Here is an 18,304-nt window from a genome sequence, read left to right on the forward strand (position 1 = left end):
TTATGAAGCAATTTGCTTTGATTGTTTTTTCGTTTTTATTTCAGGTAAAACTAGATTTAACAGTACTCCCACCATTGCCGCAAGAGCCATACCTTCCATCTGAAAAGACTGACCAATATGAAGCACTGCACCGCCGATGCCAATGACTAGTATAACAGATGCAATCATTAGATTACGTTTATCTCCAAAATCTATTTTCTCATCTACTAACATACGTAAACCGCTTGATGCAATAACACCGAAGAGCAAGATTGATACACCGCCCATTACCGGCGTTGGAATCGAATGGATAAGTGCTGAGATTTTCCCAATAAATCCGAAGATAATTGCAAATATTGCTGATCCGACAAACAAGTACACGCTGTATGCTCTAGTGATCGCAAGTACCCCAATATTTTCACCATACGTTGTATTTGGTGGTCCTCCAATTGTGGACGCGATAAATGTCGCAATGCCGTCCCCCATAATAGAGCGATGCAAACCTGGTTTTTCAATCAAGTCTCTATTTACAACATTTCCAAGTACAATTTGATGTCCGATATGTTCTGAAATTGTTACGACTGCAACTGGTACCATTACTAGTACGATTTTCCACGAGAACTCCGGTGTATATGTGACAAATGGTACTACGAAGTCCGGTACTTCGAACCACTTTGCTTCTACCACTGGTTTCAAATCGACTAAGCCCTGGAAGTAAGCAAAGATATAACCACCTATAATTCCAATTAAAACTGGTATGATGCTAAGGAAGCCTCTTCCAAAAATCGAGCAGATGATTGTAATTGCTAATGTTACGAGTGCAACGGAAAAGTGTGTAAAGCTATATTTTCCATCTGCATTATTCATTGCCATATTTACCGCTGTATGTGCAAGCCCAAGTCCAATTACCATAACAACTGGACCAACTACAATTGGAGGTAAGAGATTCATAATCCAGTTTGATCCAGACTTTTTAATTCCAAGTGCGATTAACATGTAGACAAGACCGGCTAGCATTCCGCCGAGCATAGCTGCTCCTGGGCCACCTGCTGCTTTTGCTGTAATAATCGGTGCAATGAATGCAAACGATGATCCGAGGTAAGCAGGCACTTGTCCTTTCGTCACAAGCAAGAATGCTAGCGTTCCTAATCCACTTGAAATTAAAGCAACTGCTGGACTTAATCCTGTTAAGAATGGAACAAGCACCGTTGCCCCAAACATTGCGAATAAATGTTGTATACTTAACAATAACCATTTCCCTGGTTTCGGTACTTCATGAATGTCTAACACTGGCTTTTGTTCCATTGTTATCTCCTCCTCCAATGTTGGAAACTTACAATAAAAAAACTCTTTGCGCCTATGCACAAAGAGTCCTATACTTACGTATGTCAAATTAGACATATGAAAGTCAAGACCCTTTGGCAGCCTCACAGGACTACATTTAAAAGGGCTTTATTTTTCGTATATGCTTACTCGATCTTGTTTATCTGTTTCTTGAAGGTCTACTTCAATACGTTCTTCGCTTGATGTTGGAATATTTTTTCCTACATAATCAGCGCGAATTGGCAGTTCACGGTGACCTCTATCTACAAGAACAGCTAGCTGAATTTGTGATGGTCTACCGATGTCCATTAATGCATCCATAGCAGCTCGCACTGTTCTTCCCGTATATAATACGTCATCAACAAGAATAACTTTTTTATTCGTGATGTCAACAGGAATGTCTGAACCTTTTACAAGCGGTTCTTTATTTTTAGATTGCAAAGTCAAATCATCACGATATAATGTAATGTCTAATTCACCGACAGCTATTTCTTTTCCTTCAATTTGCCCAATTCGTTCTGCTAAGCGCTGTGCAATGAAAATACCGCGTGTTTTAATCCCAACTAGAACACAATTTTCAACACCCTTATTGCGTTCCACAATCTCATGACTAATGCGTGTTAAAGCGCGGCGAATCATTTGATCATCTAGTACCACTGCTTTTTCATTCATGTTCTTCACCTCCAGGCTTTTTTCTTGCGTGAGAGGAATGGTATAAAAAAACCCTCTCGTCGTGTGCGAGAGGGTTTTCTGAAAAAGGGTACAAATACCCTACTTATTTCAAACCGTTACCTTCTCAACCTCACGGGGTTGTGTTAAAGGACTTATTCAACTGCTGTTATTATGTCAGTTTTTATAACGATTGTCAATATTATTTTCGTAAATCATTTAGAAGATCTGTAAAGAGTTGTGGAACTGGTGCTTCAAATTCTAAATATTCACCTGTGCGCGGGTGAATGAAACCTAAAATACCTGCATGCAGTGCTTGACCATTTATATCAAATGTTTTCTTTGGGCCATATTTTGGGTCACCTGCAAGTGGATATCCAATATATTTCATATGTACACGAATTTGATGCGTGCGGCCTGTTTCTAATTGACACTCCACATGAGTGAAATTATTAAAACGTTCTAGTACACGGAAATGAGTCACAGCATGTTTTCCCTTTTCATCAACGGTCATACTTTGACGATCTTGTTTATCACGACCAATTGGAGCATCAATTGTTCCTTTGTCATGCGGGATAACACCGTGAACAATCGCTTGATAACGTCTCGTTACCGTTTTCTCTACAAGCTGATTGACAAGTGCCTCATGTGCCATATCGTTTTTTGCCACCATCAATAACCCAGATGTATCTTTATCAATGCGATGCACAATCCCTGGGCGCATTACGCCATTAATACCTGATAAATCTTTACAGTGATACATTAAGCCGTTCACTAACGTACCGCTCGTATGCCCTGGTGCTGGGTGTACAACCATGCCACGTGGCTTGTTTACAACAAGCACATCACTATCTTCATAGTAGATCTCTAAATTCATATCTTCTGGAAGAATATCTAATGACTCCGGTTCTGGAATGGTAACTGTAATTTCATCATTTGTTTTTACTTTATAATTCCCTTTAACGTCTTTACCATTTACCGTTACAACACCATCTTTAATCCATTGCTGTACTTGTGAACGAGACCATTCATTGTTCACCCCAGCAACAAATTTGTCAATCCGTTCATTCTTTTGCTCTTCTATAACTGTTACTTGTACTACTTCGCTCATTATTTACTCCTTTGTGTTCTTTCCTTCTAATAATGTTTGAATAATAATTAATGCAACCCCAACACATAGCGCCGAGTCTGCAATGTTAAATACCGGGAAGTTGTATGAAAAAATATACGTATGAATAAAATCAACAACTTCTTTTCGTACTACACGATCAATAAAATTACCAATGGCTCCGCCTAAAATAAGCCCAAGTGAAATGCCGAGAAGCTTGTCTGTCTTTGCGTATTTTTTCATATAAAACAGAATAAAAATAACAAAGATAACGGTGATAACATAGAAAAACCACATTTTATTTTCTAAAATGCCCCATGCAGCTCCGCGATTGCGGTGAGACGTTATATACAGCACATTATCAATAATTGGAATGCTCTCACCTAATTCCATTTCCTTTACGATAATCCATTTTGATACTTGATCAATGGCAATCACGAATAATGCTATTAAATAATATATCATTTTCATTTCCCCCACAATGACAGTGTACCTCAAAATTTTAGCATAGCTGCTATGTTTTCACAATGAAGCATCGCATGGGAGCATAAAATAAATTGAATTAGGTAATATAATATTGTTGTCTTTAAATTGTTTTTACTTTTTCATAGAAACATTCATGAACTGTACGTGCTGTTGGCATGCTTTTTAATTGCCTAAGTGTCATTCTTTGTCCGGTTTCCTCACAAATTCCATACATGCCTATTTCTATTTTCCAAAGTGCTCGCTCTACATCTTTTAAATCTTCTCTTATATCATGCAATAATAATTTATTTTTCACATCTGTTTTGGCCATAGCTAGCAATTCCTGTCCAAATTCTACCTCATACGCATACAACTCTTCTTTTGCTAATCGCTGCTGTAATTCCCGCTGCATTAATTGTAATTCTTCTTGGATTTCCATGTATGTGTCAGTCACAAGCGCGTCCCTCCCGGCTGGAATGTATCGTTAGTTTATCCGAAAAGAAAACGATTACTGCACACACATTTTTCCTTCGAAGGAAGAAAAAATCGACTGCCTTGTTTACAGTCGATTTCTCTCATCTCATTATTTTACATAATGTTCTGTTACAACTTCTCCGCAACGCTTACATAATGTTGGATGGTCCGCATTACTTCCTACTGTTTCAGAGACAACCCAGCATCGTTCACACGTTTCACCAGTTGCTTGCGTTACAACAACAGCTGTATGTTCATATTTCGGCGCATCAGCTGGCGCTTCTTCCATTGTTCCACCAAGATGGTACTCAGAAACGATAAATAATTGTTTCACATCTTCTGTAATAGATTGTAATAATTCTTTCATTTCTGCTGTTGGATAAAGTGTGATACTTGCATTTAATGACTTACCAATCACTTTTGCATTACGTGCATCCTCTAACGCTTTTAATACATCATCGCGAAGTGTCATAAATGCATCCCATTTTACTTTTAATTCTTCAGCATCTTCTACTTCTACAGCTTCTGGCATATCAGTTAATTGGACGCTCTCTTCTACAGCGCCAGGGATATATGGCCATACTTCATCTGCTGTATGCGGTAAAATTGGCGTTACGAGTTTTGTTAATGCAACAAGTACATCATATAATACCGTTTGAATTGCACGGCGATCGTGATTATTTTCTGCTTCGATATATAAAATATCTTTTGCAAAATCTAAATAGAATGAACTTAAATCAATTGTACAGAAGTTATGAATCGCATGATATACAGCAGCGAATTCATACGTCTCATAAGCATCTTTTACTTTTATAATTAAGTCATTTAATTTCACTAACATGTAGCGGTCAACTTCACGAAGTTCTGCAGCAGATACCGCATCTTTACTTGGTTCAAAATCAGCTAGGTTTCCTAATAAGAAACGGAATGTATTACGAATTTTACGATATACTTCTGCTACTTGTTTTAAGATATCATCAGAAATACGTACATCAGATTGATAATCAACTGAGGATACCCATAAACGTAAAATATCGCCGCCTAATTGGTCCATAATCTTCTTCGGTACAACAATGTTTCCAATAGACTTACTCATTTTACGCCCTTCACCATCTAGTACAAAGCCGTGACTTAAAACGCCTTTATATGGTGCTTTACCTGTTACCGCAACTGCTGTTGATAATGAAGAGTTAAACCAACCACGATATTGGTCAGATCCTTCTAAATATAAATCAGCCGGACGTTGCAAATCATCACGCTCTTCTAATACAGCTTGATGAGAAGAACCAGAATCAAACCATACATCCATAATGTCTGTTTCTTTTCGGAATTCGCCATTTGGGCTAGATGGATGTGTAAACCCTTCTGGTAATAAGTCTTTCGCTTCACGTTCAAACCATATGTTTGAACCATGTTCACGGAATAGCGCTGCTACATGGTTAATTGTTTCGTCTGTAATAATCGGATCACCATTTTCTGCATAGAATACAGGAATCGGCACACCCCATGCACGTTGACGAGAAATACACCAGTCACCGCGGTCACGAACCATGTTGTGAAGACGTGTTTCACCCCAAGCTGGCACCCATTTTGTTTCCTCTACTGCTTGTAATAATTCTGTGCGGAACGCTTCAATAGATGCAAACCACTGTGCTGTTGCACGGAAAATAATTGGTTGTTTCGTTCTCCAATCATGTGGATAAGAATGCGTAATAAATGTTAATTTTAATAACGCACCAACCTCTTCTAATTTTTCTGTAATTGGTTTATTTGCTTTATCGTAGAATAATCCTTCAAATCCAGGTGCTTCGCTTGTTAATACACCTTTATCATCAACTGGGCAAAGAACCTCTAAACCGTATTGCTTTCCAACAAGGAAGTCATCTTCCCCGTGTCCAGGTGCTGTATGTACACAGCCTGTACCAGCATCTGTTGTAACATGCTCACCAAGCATAACAAGAGAATCACGATCATAGAATGGATGTTTCGCCGTTGTATACTCAAGTTCGCTACCTTTTACTGTTTTCACAACTTCAGTATTTTCCCACTCTAATGTTTTGGCAACTGTTTCAAATAACTCAGAAGCAATGATATACTTCGCATCTGCTACTTTTACAATGCTGTATTCAAGTTCTGGATGAACAGAAATACCTAAGTTAGCTGGCAACGTCCAAGGTGTCGTCGTCCAAATAATGAATTTTTCGTCGCCTTCTAAAACATTCTTTCCATCTTTTACAGGGAATGCTACATAAATAGATGCAGATTTTTTATCTTTATATTCAATTTCTGCTTCTGCTAATGCAGATTCACTCGTTGGAGACCAGTACACCGGTTTTTGTCCTTTATAGATATAACCCTTTTTCGCCATTTCACCAAATACTTTAATTTGCTGTGCTTCATATGCTGGCTTTAATGTAATGTATGGATTATCCCAATCACCGCGTACACCTAAACGTTTAAATTGCTCGCGCTGACGGCTTACTTGTTCATATGCGTATTCTTCACAAAGTTTACGGAATTCAGCAACTGTCATTTCTTTACGTTTAACACCTTTATTTGTTAAAGCTTGCTCAATTGGTAATCCATGTGTATCCCAACCTGGTACATATGGCGCGCAGTATCCCGTCATCGATTTGTAACGGACAATAAAATCTTTTAATACTTTATTTAACGCATGTCCCATATGAATGTCGCCGTTCGCATATGGCGGTCCATCATGTAGTACAAATAGCGGACGTCCTTTTGTACGTTCTTGTACTTTTTCATAAATGTTCATTTCAGCCCATTTTTCTTGCATTACAGGCTCACGCTTCGGTAAATTTCCACGCATTGGAAATTCTGTTTTTGGCATTAATAATGTATCCTTGTACTCCATACTTAATTCCTCCTTGAATATATAACAGAAAGACATTTTTCTAAATAAATGGAATAAAAAAGAGACCTTCTCATCCCAAAAAAGGGACGAGAAGGTCTCCCGCGGTACCACCCTAGTAGACTGCTATATGTAGCAATCCTCTTTATATTCTTAACGCGAATACACGCCTCTGCTTACTTTGTTGTTCAGCGAGGAACTCCAGGGTGATATTCCCATTCTCTCCTTATCCTGAGCTTCCACCGTCCTCAGTTCGCTATATAAGGTATGAAAAAAGTACTTATCCCTATCTTCGTTTTTCTAAAAAATTATGTTGTATAGAATTATATGTAATAATGAGAAAAACGTCAAGCTTACACTGTCTCTTCTTTCTTAAGAAGCTCATCTACTTCTTCTTCTAACTCAATTAGCTTGTCCCAATCATCATTGTTTAACATCTCAAGCTGCGCTTCTAATAGCATGCGGAAACGTGTACGGAACACCTTTGCTTGCTTTTTCAATTCTTCAATATCAAATGCAACTTTTCTTGATTTTACTAACGCTTCGTTAACAATACGGTCCGCATTTTTTTCTGCTTCACGCACAATTAACTTTGCTTCTTTTTGTGCATTACGCTTTACTTCTTCTGCCGCTTCTTGTGCTACAACGATAGATTTATTTAATGTATCTTCAATATTGGAGAAATGTTCTAATTTCCCTTCTAGTTGTGCAACCTTTTCTTCTAATGCTTTTTTCTCACGAATTACTAATTCATAATCTTTAATGACTTGATCAAGAAATTCATTTACTTGATCCTCATCATAGCCACGAAAGCCGCGACTAAATTCTTTATTATGAATATCTAACGGTGTTAACGGCACAAACGCCACCTCCAAGTAGGTTATCTAAATTTTCCTTTTTAATTATATCTTTTCTTCGACAAAATGGGAGATTTTCCTTCTAAAAAAAGAAATCATTTTAAAATACCATACAAAATTCTCCATTTATCGCGCTTTGTTTTTCCCTCAACAGTGAGTAATTTACTTCTACCATGACCTCTTATAGAAAATACATCTCCCGGAAAACATTCATAAGCAGATTGCTCAACTACTTTCCAGTTCACTTTCACAAGACCATTTTTAATGAACGGCTGTATCTTTTGCCGAGATAGATGGAACATTTCTGCTAGTAGTACATCTAATCGAAGCGACGAGACAGTCCCTGACTTTTCATCCCACTGATCTTGTATATGTAATGCATGATCAATTGACACAGGTGATAAAGATACTTTTGTTTTTCCAATCGATTGTAAATTCATTTCTATATACGATACAACTTCTTTTGCAACTACAATTTGGGCACGATCGTTCTGGGGCCAAATATCTCCGCATTTCTCTCGCTTTAAACCAAGAGACATAAATGCTCCTAATATTTGACGATGCTCCAGCGTATAAAATTTAGAAGGATAGTCAATTTCTAATATTTCTATTTGAAACTCTTCTGCATTCGGCATAAGATAATTGGGATAAATTAACGCTCGTTTTCTTTCTGCACTCGGAGCAGCCCCGTATAACTGAAAGGCAGCATCTCCTTGATGTCCAACAATCATAGAAACAATCTGTTGTTCTCGCGGGTCAAGAAAATCAGTAAGTTTCACTTGATGGTATTCTTCTGCTGCATGCTTCCATTCTAATACTTTATCAACGAAAACTGTTTCTTCAGGTCTAAAATGTTCATAAATGCTCATCTATACTTGATTACCTTAAAAATAATTCGAATATACGTACTAATCCTGAACTTGCAAAACGTAGTACAAGAATCGCCACGATTGGAGAAATATCAATTACACCAAGTGGTGGAATAAACCTCCGGAACGGTTCTAAATACGGCTCACAAATACGGGCAAGAAAATCACCAAATGTCGACTCTCTTGCTCCTGGAACCCAAGTCAAAAGGATATAAATAATAAGCGCATATGAATATAACTCGAATAGATAAAGCAAAATTTGTAAAACCAGCGTCATAGCGCACTACCACCTTTTTATATTTGTCTCTTCTTCTTCACCAAACAATTCAGAAATTGCTCCAACAATATCTACATTATCCGGCGTACATATAAATGTTTTGGGACTTAATTTTTGAATATCTCCGCCTATCGCATATACAGTTCCACTTAAAAAGTCAACAATACGCAGCGCTTGATCTGTAGACATACGTTGTAAATTAATTACAACTGCACGACGACCTTTCAAATGATCAGCAATCCCCTGTGCTTCTGAGTACGTACGAGGCTCTAATAAAACAACTTTCGAAGGTTGTTTCGCTGTTTCAATGCTTACTACGTTTTGTTTCGGTTGTACCTTTGCAAGAGGAATATCTGACTCTGGTTCCTGTTGTTTTTTCATTTCATTTTGCTCCTTTTCGTAAGCATAGTGTGCTTCTCGCTCTTCTGGTGTGTCAAAAAAGAAATACTTTACTTTTGACCAACTCATAATCAAACTCTCCTTCCCTCTATTCTTTTCCCACTAAAATCGTTCCCAAACGAATAAATGTAGCGCCCTCTTCAATTGCAATTGTATAATCATTCGACATTCCCATTGATAACTCCGTACACGGAGCATGCGATAGGTTTAAATCTTGTACTTGTTTTTGCAGTTTACGCAACATTTGAAAACAGCTACGAATTTGCATTTCATCGTCTGTGTAAGGTGCCATTGTCATCAGTCCGACAACTTCAATTTTATCAAATTGTTGTAAGCTGCAAATAAACTCAACCGTTTCCTCTATGTTTAGCCCTTGTTTAGACTCTTCTTCTGAGGTTTTTATCTGAACAAAGCAACGAATCGGTTTCATTGCTCGTTTTTGAATTTCTTTTGCAAGTGAAAGACGATCAAGTGAATGCAAATAATCAATCTCATTTACAATCTCTTTTACTTTTCTAGATTGCAAGGAACCGATAAAGTGCCACGTCGCTTTGTTTCCAAAATACTCATACTTCTGTAAAAGACCTTCATTGCGATTTTCTCCAAGATGTACAAGCCCCGCTTGTAGCACTTTATTTGTTTTTTCAATCCCTACTGTTTTTGTAACAGCAACAAGTGTAATTTCGTCTATAGATCTATTCACTCGCCTACATGCTCTTTCAACTTCTTGCCTAACATATGTTAAATTCCCTTGTACTGTCACTGCTTTTCATCCTCCTTAAAACCAATAAAACTAAGCATTCTTCCCGTCTTCCCATGGTCGCGTCGATGTGAGAAAAATAATTGCGTTTCACAGCTTGTACAAAGAGATGACATGGCAATCTGCTCTTCTTTAATCCCGGCTTGTAAACATAGCAACCGATTTATTTCTTTTAAATCTATTGCATATTGTCCATCAGAAACCATGTCATATGGAACGGAACCATGAAGCACTTGTTTAGCGGCAGATAATACACGTTCATCCACAACATAACAACACGCGCCAATAGACGGACCGATAGCAACATGTATATCACCAAGCGGTATACCTTCATCTTTCCACTTACCGATCATTTCACTCGCAATTCCTTTTACAGTTCCTTTCCAGCCAGCATGTGCAAGTCCAATCATTCTATAAGATGGCGCATAAAAATAGAGTGGTACACAATCCGCATAGCAAGATGTTAATAGCACATCTGTATCTTTCGTATATATGCCATCAGTATTCGGGATACCGTCTTCATAGGAAAAGACACCTTTTCCTCTCTCTTGTTTGCCCACTTTTGCAACATGATGATCATGAACCTGTTCAGAACAAATCCAGGTCTCTAATGGAACGTGTAATTTTTCTGCTAAAAGACGTCGATTTTCATGAACATCTTCCACTTTGTCATGGACATGTAGCCCCAGATTCATTGTATAAAACGGCCCAGTACTCACTCCACCTTCTTTTGTGGTAAATCCAGCTATAATGGGTCCAAGTTCTTCCCACATATGTAAATGTAACATACCGTCCTTATATGTAAATGGTTCTCTCATAAAAAGGCTCCTTATAATAAAATAACATAAAAAGTATGGTACTTCCTGTCTATTTTACCATACTTTTATTTTTCCATAATGACAACATTAAAAAAAAGAGAAACTTGTAATATTTTTCAAAAAGTTGTTGGTGTTTGTAATGTTTCTGTAACTGTAGGAACATGATCTGCTCGAACTAAAATAACATCCTCCCCTATTTTTACAATTTGTTTCCAAGGAATTACAGATTCTTCTTCTTTTCCAAATAACCCCAACATTTTCCCTTGTTTCGTAATAATAACTGCCTGAATTTTCCCTGTCCTCATATCAATATCAATATCTCCAATGTTTCCAAGTTTCTTTCCATCTGACACATTGACAACATCTTTCATTTGAAATTCTGAAATGCGTATCATTGCAACCCTCTCCTTTTCCTCATACTTAACTGACAATCGCAATTTCACCTCAAGTAAAAAATAAAGTGAAACTTCCATCATTGGGGGTTTTTTTCATCCCCCACTGATGGAAAGCCCTCACCTATCTTCTTCGCTTCTCTCTGCATCTTGAGGTGCGGACCGTTAATGCGCCTTCATTAGTAGAGAATATGTCCCTTCACGTACAAAACTTTTTCTTTATAGCCATTATATGAATACGCCATCTTTCCTATGAACAGAATTTCCCCTCAAAACTATAAAAGGTCTCATCATAAATGATGAGACCTTAGCCTTGAATTGTTTTATTCATTTGTTTAATTGCTGATTTTTCAAGACGTGACACTTGCGCTTGAGAAATCCCAATTTCCTCAGCCACTTCCATTTGTGTTTTCCCTTGAAAGAAACGCTTGCGAATAATCATCTTTTCTCGTTCATTTAATCGCTTCATTCCTTCTTTTAATGCTAGCTCTTCGACCCATTGTTCGTCCCTTTGTTTATCATCACTTAACTGATCCATAACAAAAATTGGATCCCCACCATCATTGTATATTGGCTCGAATAATGAAACTGGATCTTGAATTGCATCGAGGGCAAATACAATTTCTTCGTGCGTCACATCAAGTACTTTTGCTATATCCATTGCTGTTGGCTCCTTCGAATTTTCAGCAATAAGTTTTTCGCGTACTTGCAATGCTTTATAAGCAATATCTCGCAAGGAACGCGATACTCGTATTGGATTATTATCACGTAAATATCTTCGAATCTCTCCGATAATCATCGGTACAGCATATGTTGAAAATTTAACATTTTGGCTTAAGTCAAAATTATCAATGGATTTCATAAGTCCAATGCAGCCAACTTGAAATAAATCATCAACAAACTCCCCTCTGTTGTTAAATCTTTGGATGACGCTTAGTACAAGACGTAAGTTTCCGTTTACTAGTTTCTCCCTTGCGCTTATATCACCGCTTTGCATTTCTCGAAATAGCCGTCGCATCTCTTCGTTTTTTAGTACTGGAAGTTTAGATGTATCAACACCGCAAATTTCTACTTTGTTTCTCGTCAAAGTGTTCCCTCCTATCGGGAGTTGCTGTACAGTGTAAAGTATCTCCTTTGGAGGGAATTTTATGCATATATTTATTTATCTCACTTTATCAAATGAAACTTACATTCTTTATAACGAGACAATCGGCCGTTTAGCCTCATCTCATACCATTTTATTAAATTCTTTACGAAGCCTTTTAATAATCCGTTTTTCTAAACGTGAAATATAAGACTGGGAAATCCCAAGCATATCTGCAACGTCCTTTTGTGTTTTTTCTTCTCCACCATCTAACCCAAAACGAAGTTCCATAATCTGCTTCTCTCGATCATTTAATTGATGCAATGCCTTCATAAGTAAATGGCGGTCAACAGTTGCTTCCAAATCCTTTGTAATAATGTCCTCATCTGTTCCTAAAACATCTGATAACAATAGTTCATTTCCATCCCAGTCAATATTAAGAGGCTCATCAAATGACACTTCTGAACGATTTTTATTATTTCTCCGCAAATGCATCAATATTTCATTCTCAATACACCTTGAAGCATACGTTGCAAGTTTAATCTTTTTTTCTGGATTAAATGTATTAACCGCTTTAATTAAACCAATGGTTCCAATACTAATAAGATCCTCAATATTAATTCCTGTATTTTCAAACTTTCTGGCAATGTATACAACAAGACGTAAATTGCGTTCTATTAAAAGTGACCTTGCTGTTTCATCCCCTTTTGGTAGTTTTTGCAACAAAATTTCTTCTTCTTCTTTTGTTAATGGCGGTGGCAACGCTTCACTTCCACCAATATAGTAAATTTCATCGGTCTTTATTCCAAGTTTTAGTAATAACTTATACCAAAGATAAGTTAACCGAAATTTCAGTTTCAATCTAATCCCTCCGTTTCTGTATTAAGCAATTGTTATTTTTTGTGACAATAACATTTTTGGATGTAAAATACATTGATACTCACCATTCGCTGATAACTGCTGTGCATTCAAACCAATTAATACTTTATTTACAGTAACCTTTGTACCTTCATGATAAATTTGTACAAAGTCAGGCTTAAACGCCCATAAAAATTGTTGGTTAACCCCTACAGCTCGGTAGGGAATTAAGCGCAAACGTGTTGCCCACTTTGATTCTTCATCTGGTATATGAGGAATTGCTGTTTTCATTTGAACTTGTTCTATTAGCCACTTGGGTAGCACATGTTCCAAAGAAGAAACATGTATAATCATAACTGGTGTTTTTGTAAGCGGGTCATACAATTGATTTCCACTATCAATCAATCCCTCCAGTTGAATATCATTTATATCAATTTTGATATCTACTTTCACAATTTGCTCATAATGAATTTTTGTTACTTCTACATCTGCAATTCTCTTTTTAGAAAAATAGTAGATAATAGGAAACCCGATTATTACAAACAACCAACTTACAGGATCACCATACGAAATGGATTTTATCGAAATGAGTCCATTCATCATGTCATTCGTTTGAAGAAAAAAATGTGTGCCAACAAGGCCTCCTCCTACCATAAACGTCACAAAATAAAACATTAAAACGCTCTGTAAAAATGTCCGAAAACGAATAAAGCCAAATGTAGCATAAACAATAAAAAATGAATATATTAATTTCATTACAGGATGTGTCATCAACGATGCTAACGGCGTGAATGCAAAAATAACAATTGTTGAACCGATACATGCGCCAAGCACAAGTCTCCATCTTTTCACTTTCCGTTTTAAAACAATTGCTGTTAATAGAAGTAAAAGAAAATCAATGCAGACATTTAATAACCATATAATGTCGGCGTAAACGATCAAACGGTTCACCTCTTTTTTATAAAGTTGAGACTAGTATAATGCATATCCAATGGAAAAGTGTGTCAATTCACGGAAGGGATTTTTTGTTATTTTGAAACTTTGAGGAATAATTTGTCATGTAGAAAAAGAAGACTCTTTAAAAATAAGCTACTGGAAAAGCGCTTTCTTTGAGTAAGTAACGGAATTGGCATCAATATAAAGTGATTCCTCCATCAGTGGGGATTTTACTGCCTGTGAATAGCGGGATAAAGGAAATAAAAAAGACAACCATCTATTCATAATAGAGGATTGTCTTTTTTATGTTTCCATGAAATACGAAAATTCATCTCGATACTTATGGACAGTAAGAACTTGATTGATTCAACTAATAAGCAGTGGGGGCTCCCCACTGCTTAAAGTTTCACTTTACAAACGCTCCCTTAGCGTCTGCGACGATTACGTAAAAATGCTGGAATATCAATATCATCTACATCTGTATGACGATCATTTCCAACCGGCTCTTCACGCTTTATTTCACGCTTTACTTCACGTTGTTTAACTGGTTGTACTGGTTGCTGCACACTTTTAGTAGCAGTTACTGTAGAACGAGTAATTGGCTTAGGTGGTTGCATTGAGATGCTATCATCAAAACCTGTTGCAATCACTGTTACAACAATTTCATCCTTTAAGTTTTCATTAATAACAGAGCCAAAAATCATATTTACTTCTGGATCTGAAGCTGAAGCTACAATATCTGCCGCTTCTTGTACTTCATATAAACTTAAATTCGTGCCACCTGTAATGTTCATAATAACACCTTGTGCACCATCAATAGATGTTTCTAGCAACGGACTAGAAATCGCACGTTTCGCTGCTTCTGTCGCACGGTTTTCACCAGTTCCAATACCAATACCCATTAAAGCAGAACCTTTGTTAGACATAATTGTTTTTACGTCTGCAAAGTCTAAGTTAATAAGACCAGGCGTTGCAATTAAGTCAGAAATACCTTGAACACCTTGACGTAATACGTTATCTGCTTCACGGAATGCTTCAAGCATTGGTGTATTTTTATCCACAATTTCTAAAATACGATCATTCGGGATAACAATGATCGTATCTACATTTTCTTTAAACGCAGCAATTCCAGATGTAGCTTGCGTTGCACGCTTACGACCCTCAAATGTAAATGGGCGCGTTACAACCCCAACTGTTAATGCCCCTAGCTCCTTTGCAATTTGTGCAATAACTGGAGCTGCCCCGGTCCCAGTTCCACCGCCCATACCAGCTGTGACAAAGACCATATCCGCACCGCGAAGTGCTTCTTGAATCTGCTCTTTACTTTCTTCAGCAGCTTTTTTTCCTACTTCTGGGTTTGCTCCAGCACCAAGTCCACGCGTTAATTTACCACCGATTTGCATTCTTGTTTCAGCTTTTGATAAATTCAGTGCTTGTGCATCTGTGTTTACAGCGATAAAATCTACGCCCTGTACGCCATTTTCAATCATACGATTGACAGCATTGTTTCCTCCGCCGCCAACACCAATAACTTTTATATTTGCTAATTGATCTTGTGTAGTATCAAACTCTAACATGTCGAAATCCCCCTAGAACCTCATTTTTCGCGTTTAAATCTAATCCCATAAATATCGGAATACGCGCTTCACTTTTGACATCATTCGTTCATTGTTATCATTGTTATCATTGTTATTACGAGGCTTTTGCTTTACCGGTTGTTGCACTGCAGCAGGTACTGGTGCATGTGTATGCTGTAACTCATAGTTTTCCTGCTTTTCCTGCACACTCTTTCCTCGTAACTTAGCTTTTTGGTATGCATTTTTAATAAGTCCAACACCAATTGTATATTGTGGTTCACGTACACCAATATAATCTGGCGTTGCAATACGAACATTTTGATGTAGAATGTCATTTGCAAGGTCAAGAATACCAGACATAGAAACAACACCACCAGTAAGTACATAACCAGCTGGTAACTGTTTCAGGCCAAGTTTTTGTACCTCATCTTGTACAAGCATAAGAATTTCCTCTACACGAGCTTCAATGATATCAGCTAACTCTAATTGAGAATATTGCTCTGTTTGATCACTGCCCATCATTGAAACAGTAAATATTTCTTCCTCAGATGCTGTATCATAAAAAGCATGTCCATATTTTAGTTTAATTTGGTCGGCATTTTCAGTTGATGTTTTCAATCCGATGGCGATATCTTTTGTAATATGATCTCCGCCAATCGGTAATATACTTGTTGTTTGTAATTCTCCATCTTGGAAAATTGATAATGTCGTCGAGCCTCCACCAATGTCAACAAGAGCGACTCCACGATTTTTTTCATCGATTGATAAAGCAACTGCTGATGCTGCTAATGGCTGAAGGCAAATATCAATTATTTCAAGACCCGCTTTTTCTACACATCGAAGTAAATTATGTAACAATGTTCTCGAGCCTGTAATTAATGTACCTTCCATTTCTAAACGTACGCCAATCATTCCACGCGGATCATTAATTTCATCGAGACCATCTACGATAAACTGTCGAGGTACCACGTCAATAAACTCACGCTCTGGTGCAATTGACACAACTTGTGCTGCATCAAGTACCCGAAGCACATCTTCGTTTCCAATTTCACGGTCTTCATTTGAAACAGCGACTACTCCATGACAAGGAAGAAGCTGTACTTGATTTGCATTTACACCTACAACAACGCGTTCAATGTGTATTCCTACCATGCGTTCAGCTTGTTCAATCGCCTTTTTAATCGATTGCACAGTCTCATCTATGTCAACAATGGAGCCCTTCTTCAAACCATTTGACTTTACATTTCCAACACCAATAATGTTTAAAGCGTCATTGACCATCTCGCCAATGATGACTTTAACATTGGATGTACCGATGTCAAGACTCACATATATTTCATTGCTGTTCATTCTTTGGCACCTCCTTCTTTATTTATACCATAAAATTCAATATCCGGAACAACAATCATTGTTTTACTATGCTATAAGAAAAATATTCAACGTATTTATGCGTTTCCCTTTTTTAACACTATATTTTTCTTATTTTCATTTGGCATTTATTCACTTTTATAATAACTACATGCGAATCACTGTTATATTTTGAAACAATCTTATCTAACTACAAAGATTACCGCCAAATATAAGTCTACACTAAGATGTACTTCTAGAAAAGTGAAACTTGCACCTAAGATTATATTAAAAAAGAAAATAAGGGAAAATATGACTTAATTACATAATTTTTAAGAATACGTTTCTATTTTCCTTAACCAAGCACCCTTTACAGTTAAAATATCCACTCTACCCCGATTTTATCAATCAATTAATTAACATATTCAGTATAAGCTCCTACCTCTAAATGGATAATTGCTTTTTTATCTGGCAACAAGTTCTTAACAATAAGAGGATAAGCTTCCATGCGTTTTGCAAAATCTTGAATAACTGTACTTACTTCGTATCCCTCATTCATATACAGTGTAAGATGATCTGCATACAAGTCTGTTGGCTTGTAATGAATTTCAGAAATGGACCGAAGAACAGCTGGTGTTAACTTTTCTAGTTCAGCAATCAATTCTTTCATTTTCTTTTCTTCAAAAGGAACAAAAATCGGCGCAGCAACTGGTAATTTCCCATTTGGAAGAGCATCTAATGATTTCCCATTTTGTAAAAGGGGATATAATTTTCCTTCTTTATTAATGTAGCCAATTGTTACATATTCCTCAACATTGATGACTATTTTATTTGGAAATTCTTTCTTCACATGGACATTTTTAATTTCCTTTTTCTTCTTTAATTTCGCTTCCGCTTGATGTCCTATAACACTAAAATAGCTTGTTTTATATGCAATCCCTGATTGCTCCATTATTTGTTCATCCGTCATATAATGATTACCATGAACCGTAATCCCCTTTATGTTGCTAAGCGGAGATCGAAAATAAATTAAAAAAAGCACCAATAAAAATAAAATCGATACATATAAAATTAATCGTTTATTTACTTGTTTTTTCTTCTTTTGATTTTTTAATTTTGGTACACGATCTTGTAACTTAATAACTTTACTATTCTTCATGTACGCTCCCCCTATGTAACATAAAGAACGGCATGTTATGCATGCCGTTCTTCTTCTTATTATATCATAAATGATACAAAG

19 protein-coding genes and 1 other annotated feature are annotated in these 18,304 nt (G+C 36.9%); all 19 genes read right to left on the minus strand.

The features are described from left to right. Positions 1–1,284, minus strand: a complete 1,284-nt coding sequence (locus tag WAZ07_RS17215) for a solute carrier family 23 protein (protein ID WP_090914425.1) — start codon at positions 1,282–1,284, stop codon at positions 1–3. 147 nt (positions 1,285–1,431) lie between these two features. Next, positions 1,432–1,974 (minus strand): bifunctional pyrimidine operon transcriptional regulator/uracil phosphoribosyltransferase, encoded by a 543-nt coding sequence (pyrR, locus tag WAZ07_RS17220; RefSeq protein ID WP_090914423.1) that lies wholly within the window; start codon positions 1,972–1,974, stop codon positions 1,432–1,434. Between the two features lie 199 nt (positions 1,975–2,173). Next, positions 2,174–3,082: an RluA family pseudouridine synthase gene (locus tag WAZ07_RS17225; RefSeq protein ID WP_090914421.1), complete on the minus strand. Its 909-nt coding sequence runs from the start codon at positions 3,080–3,082 to the stop codon at positions 2,174–2,176. Between the two features lie 3 nt (positions 3,083–3,085). Then, positions 3,086–3,544, minus strand: a complete 459-nt coding sequence (gene lspA, locus WAZ07_RS17230; protein WP_336473462.1) for a signal peptidase II — start codon at positions 3,542–3,544, stop codon at positions 3,086–3,088. Positions 3,545–3,665: 121 nt separating this feature from the next. Further along, entirely contained in the window at positions 3,666–3,998 is a 333-nt protein-coding gene (locus tag WAZ07_RS17235; RefSeq protein WP_090914418.1) for a TraR/DksA C4-type zinc finger protein, read from the minus strand. Positions 3,999–4,127: 129 nt separating this feature from the next. Continuing rightward, entirely contained in the window at positions 4,128–6,893 is a 2,766-nt protein-coding gene (gene ileS / locus WAZ07_RS17240) for an isoleucine--tRNA ligase (protein WP_336473463.1), read from the minus strand. 79 nt (positions 6,894–6,972) lie between these two features. Further along, positions 6,973–7,192 (minus strand) — a binding site (T-box leader). A 51-nt stretch (positions 7,193–7,243) separates the two neighbouring features. Beyond that, positions 7,244–7,750: a septum site-determining protein DivIVA gene (gene divIVA, locus WAZ07_RS17245; RefSeq protein ID WP_090914414.1), complete on the minus strand. Its 507-nt coding sequence runs from the start codon at positions 7,748–7,750 to the stop codon at positions 7,244–7,246. 92 nt (positions 7,751–7,842) lie between these two features. Next, positions 7,843–8,616, minus strand: a complete 774-nt coding sequence (locus tag WAZ07_RS17250; RefSeq protein WP_336473464.1) for a YlmH family RNA-binding protein — start codon at positions 8,614–8,616, stop codon at positions 7,843–7,845. 10 nt (positions 8,617–8,626) lie between these two features. After that, positions 8,627–8,893 carry a YggT family protein gene (locus WAZ07_RS17255; RefSeq protein ID WP_336473465.1) on the minus strand — a complete coding sequence of 89 codons (267 nt, stop codon included), beginning with the start codon at positions 8,891–8,893 and terminating at the stop codon, positions 8,627–8,629. 6 nt (positions 8,894–8,899) lie between these two features. Then, positions 8,900–9,361, minus strand: a complete 462-nt coding sequence (locus WAZ07_RS17260; protein WP_090914409.1) for a cell division protein SepF — start codon at positions 9,359–9,361, stop codon at positions 8,900–8,902. Between the two features lie 19 nt (positions 9,362–9,380). Then, positions 9,381–10,055, minus strand: a complete 675-nt coding sequence (locus WAZ07_RS17265) for a YggS family pyridoxal phosphate-dependent enzyme (protein WP_336473466.1) — start codon at positions 10,053–10,055, stop codon at positions 9,381–9,383. Beyond that, a complete protein-coding gene (pgeF, locus tag WAZ07_RS17270) occupies positions 10,052–10,870 on the minus strand; it encodes a peptidoglycan editing factor PgeF (protein ID WP_336473467.1) in 819 nt (272 codons plus the stop codon). The genes WAZ07_RS17265 and pgeF overlap by 4 nt, the downstream gene beginning before the upstream one ends. 116 nt (positions 10,871–10,986) lie before the next feature. Next, positions 10,987–11,265, minus strand: a complete 279-nt coding sequence (locus tag WAZ07_RS17275) for a YlmC/YmxH family sporulation protein (protein ID WP_090914404.1) — start codon at positions 11,263–11,265, stop codon at positions 10,987–10,989. A gap of 304 nt (positions 11,266–11,569) precedes the next feature. After that, positions 11,570–12,349 carry an RNA polymerase sporulation sigma factor SigG gene (sigG, locus tag WAZ07_RS17280; protein WP_090914402.1) on the minus strand — a complete coding sequence of 260 codons (780 nt, stop codon included), beginning with the start codon at positions 12,347–12,349 and terminating at the stop codon, positions 11,570–11,572. A gap of 141 nt (positions 12,350–12,490) precedes the next feature. Continuing rightward, positions 12,491–13,207 (minus strand): RNA polymerase sporulation sigma factor SigE, encoded by a 717-nt coding sequence (gene sigE / locus WAZ07_RS17285; RefSeq protein ID WP_020059244.1) that lies wholly within the window; start codon positions 13,205–13,207, stop codon positions 12,491–12,493. Between the two features lie 21 nt (positions 13,208–13,228). Further along, entirely contained in the window at positions 13,229–14,146 is a 918-nt protein-coding gene (gene spoIIGA / locus WAZ07_RS17290) for a sigma-E processing peptidase SpoIIGA (RefSeq protein WP_336473468.1), read from the minus strand. A gap of 419 nt (positions 14,147–14,565) precedes the next feature. Next, the gene (gene ftsZ / locus WAZ07_RS17295; RefSeq protein ID WP_336473469.1) at positions 14,566–15,717 is read right to left on the minus strand and encodes a cell division protein FtsZ; all 1,152 of its coding nucleotides are present in this window, start codon (positions 15,715–15,717) and stop codon (positions 14,566–14,568) included. Positions 15,718–15,756: 39 nt separating this feature from the next. Further along, positions 15,757–17,067 (minus strand): cell division protein FtsA, encoded by a 1,311-nt coding sequence (ftsA, locus tag WAZ07_RS17300; RefSeq protein WP_336473470.1) that lies wholly within the window; start codon positions 17,065–17,067, stop codon positions 15,757–15,759. A 409-nt stretch (positions 17,068–17,476) separates the two neighbouring features. Further along, entirely contained in the window at positions 17,477–18,223 is a 747-nt protein-coding gene (locus WAZ07_RS17310; protein WP_336473471.1) for a cell division protein FtsQ/DivIB, read from the minus strand. Between the last annotated feature and the right edge of the window lie 81 nt (positions 18,224–18,304).

The sequence above is a fragment of the Bacillus bruguierae genome (genome assembly GCF_037104725.1).
Classification (GTDB): Bacteria; Bacillota; Bacilli; order Bacillales; family Bacillaceae_G; genus Bacillus_A; species Bacillus_A bruguierae.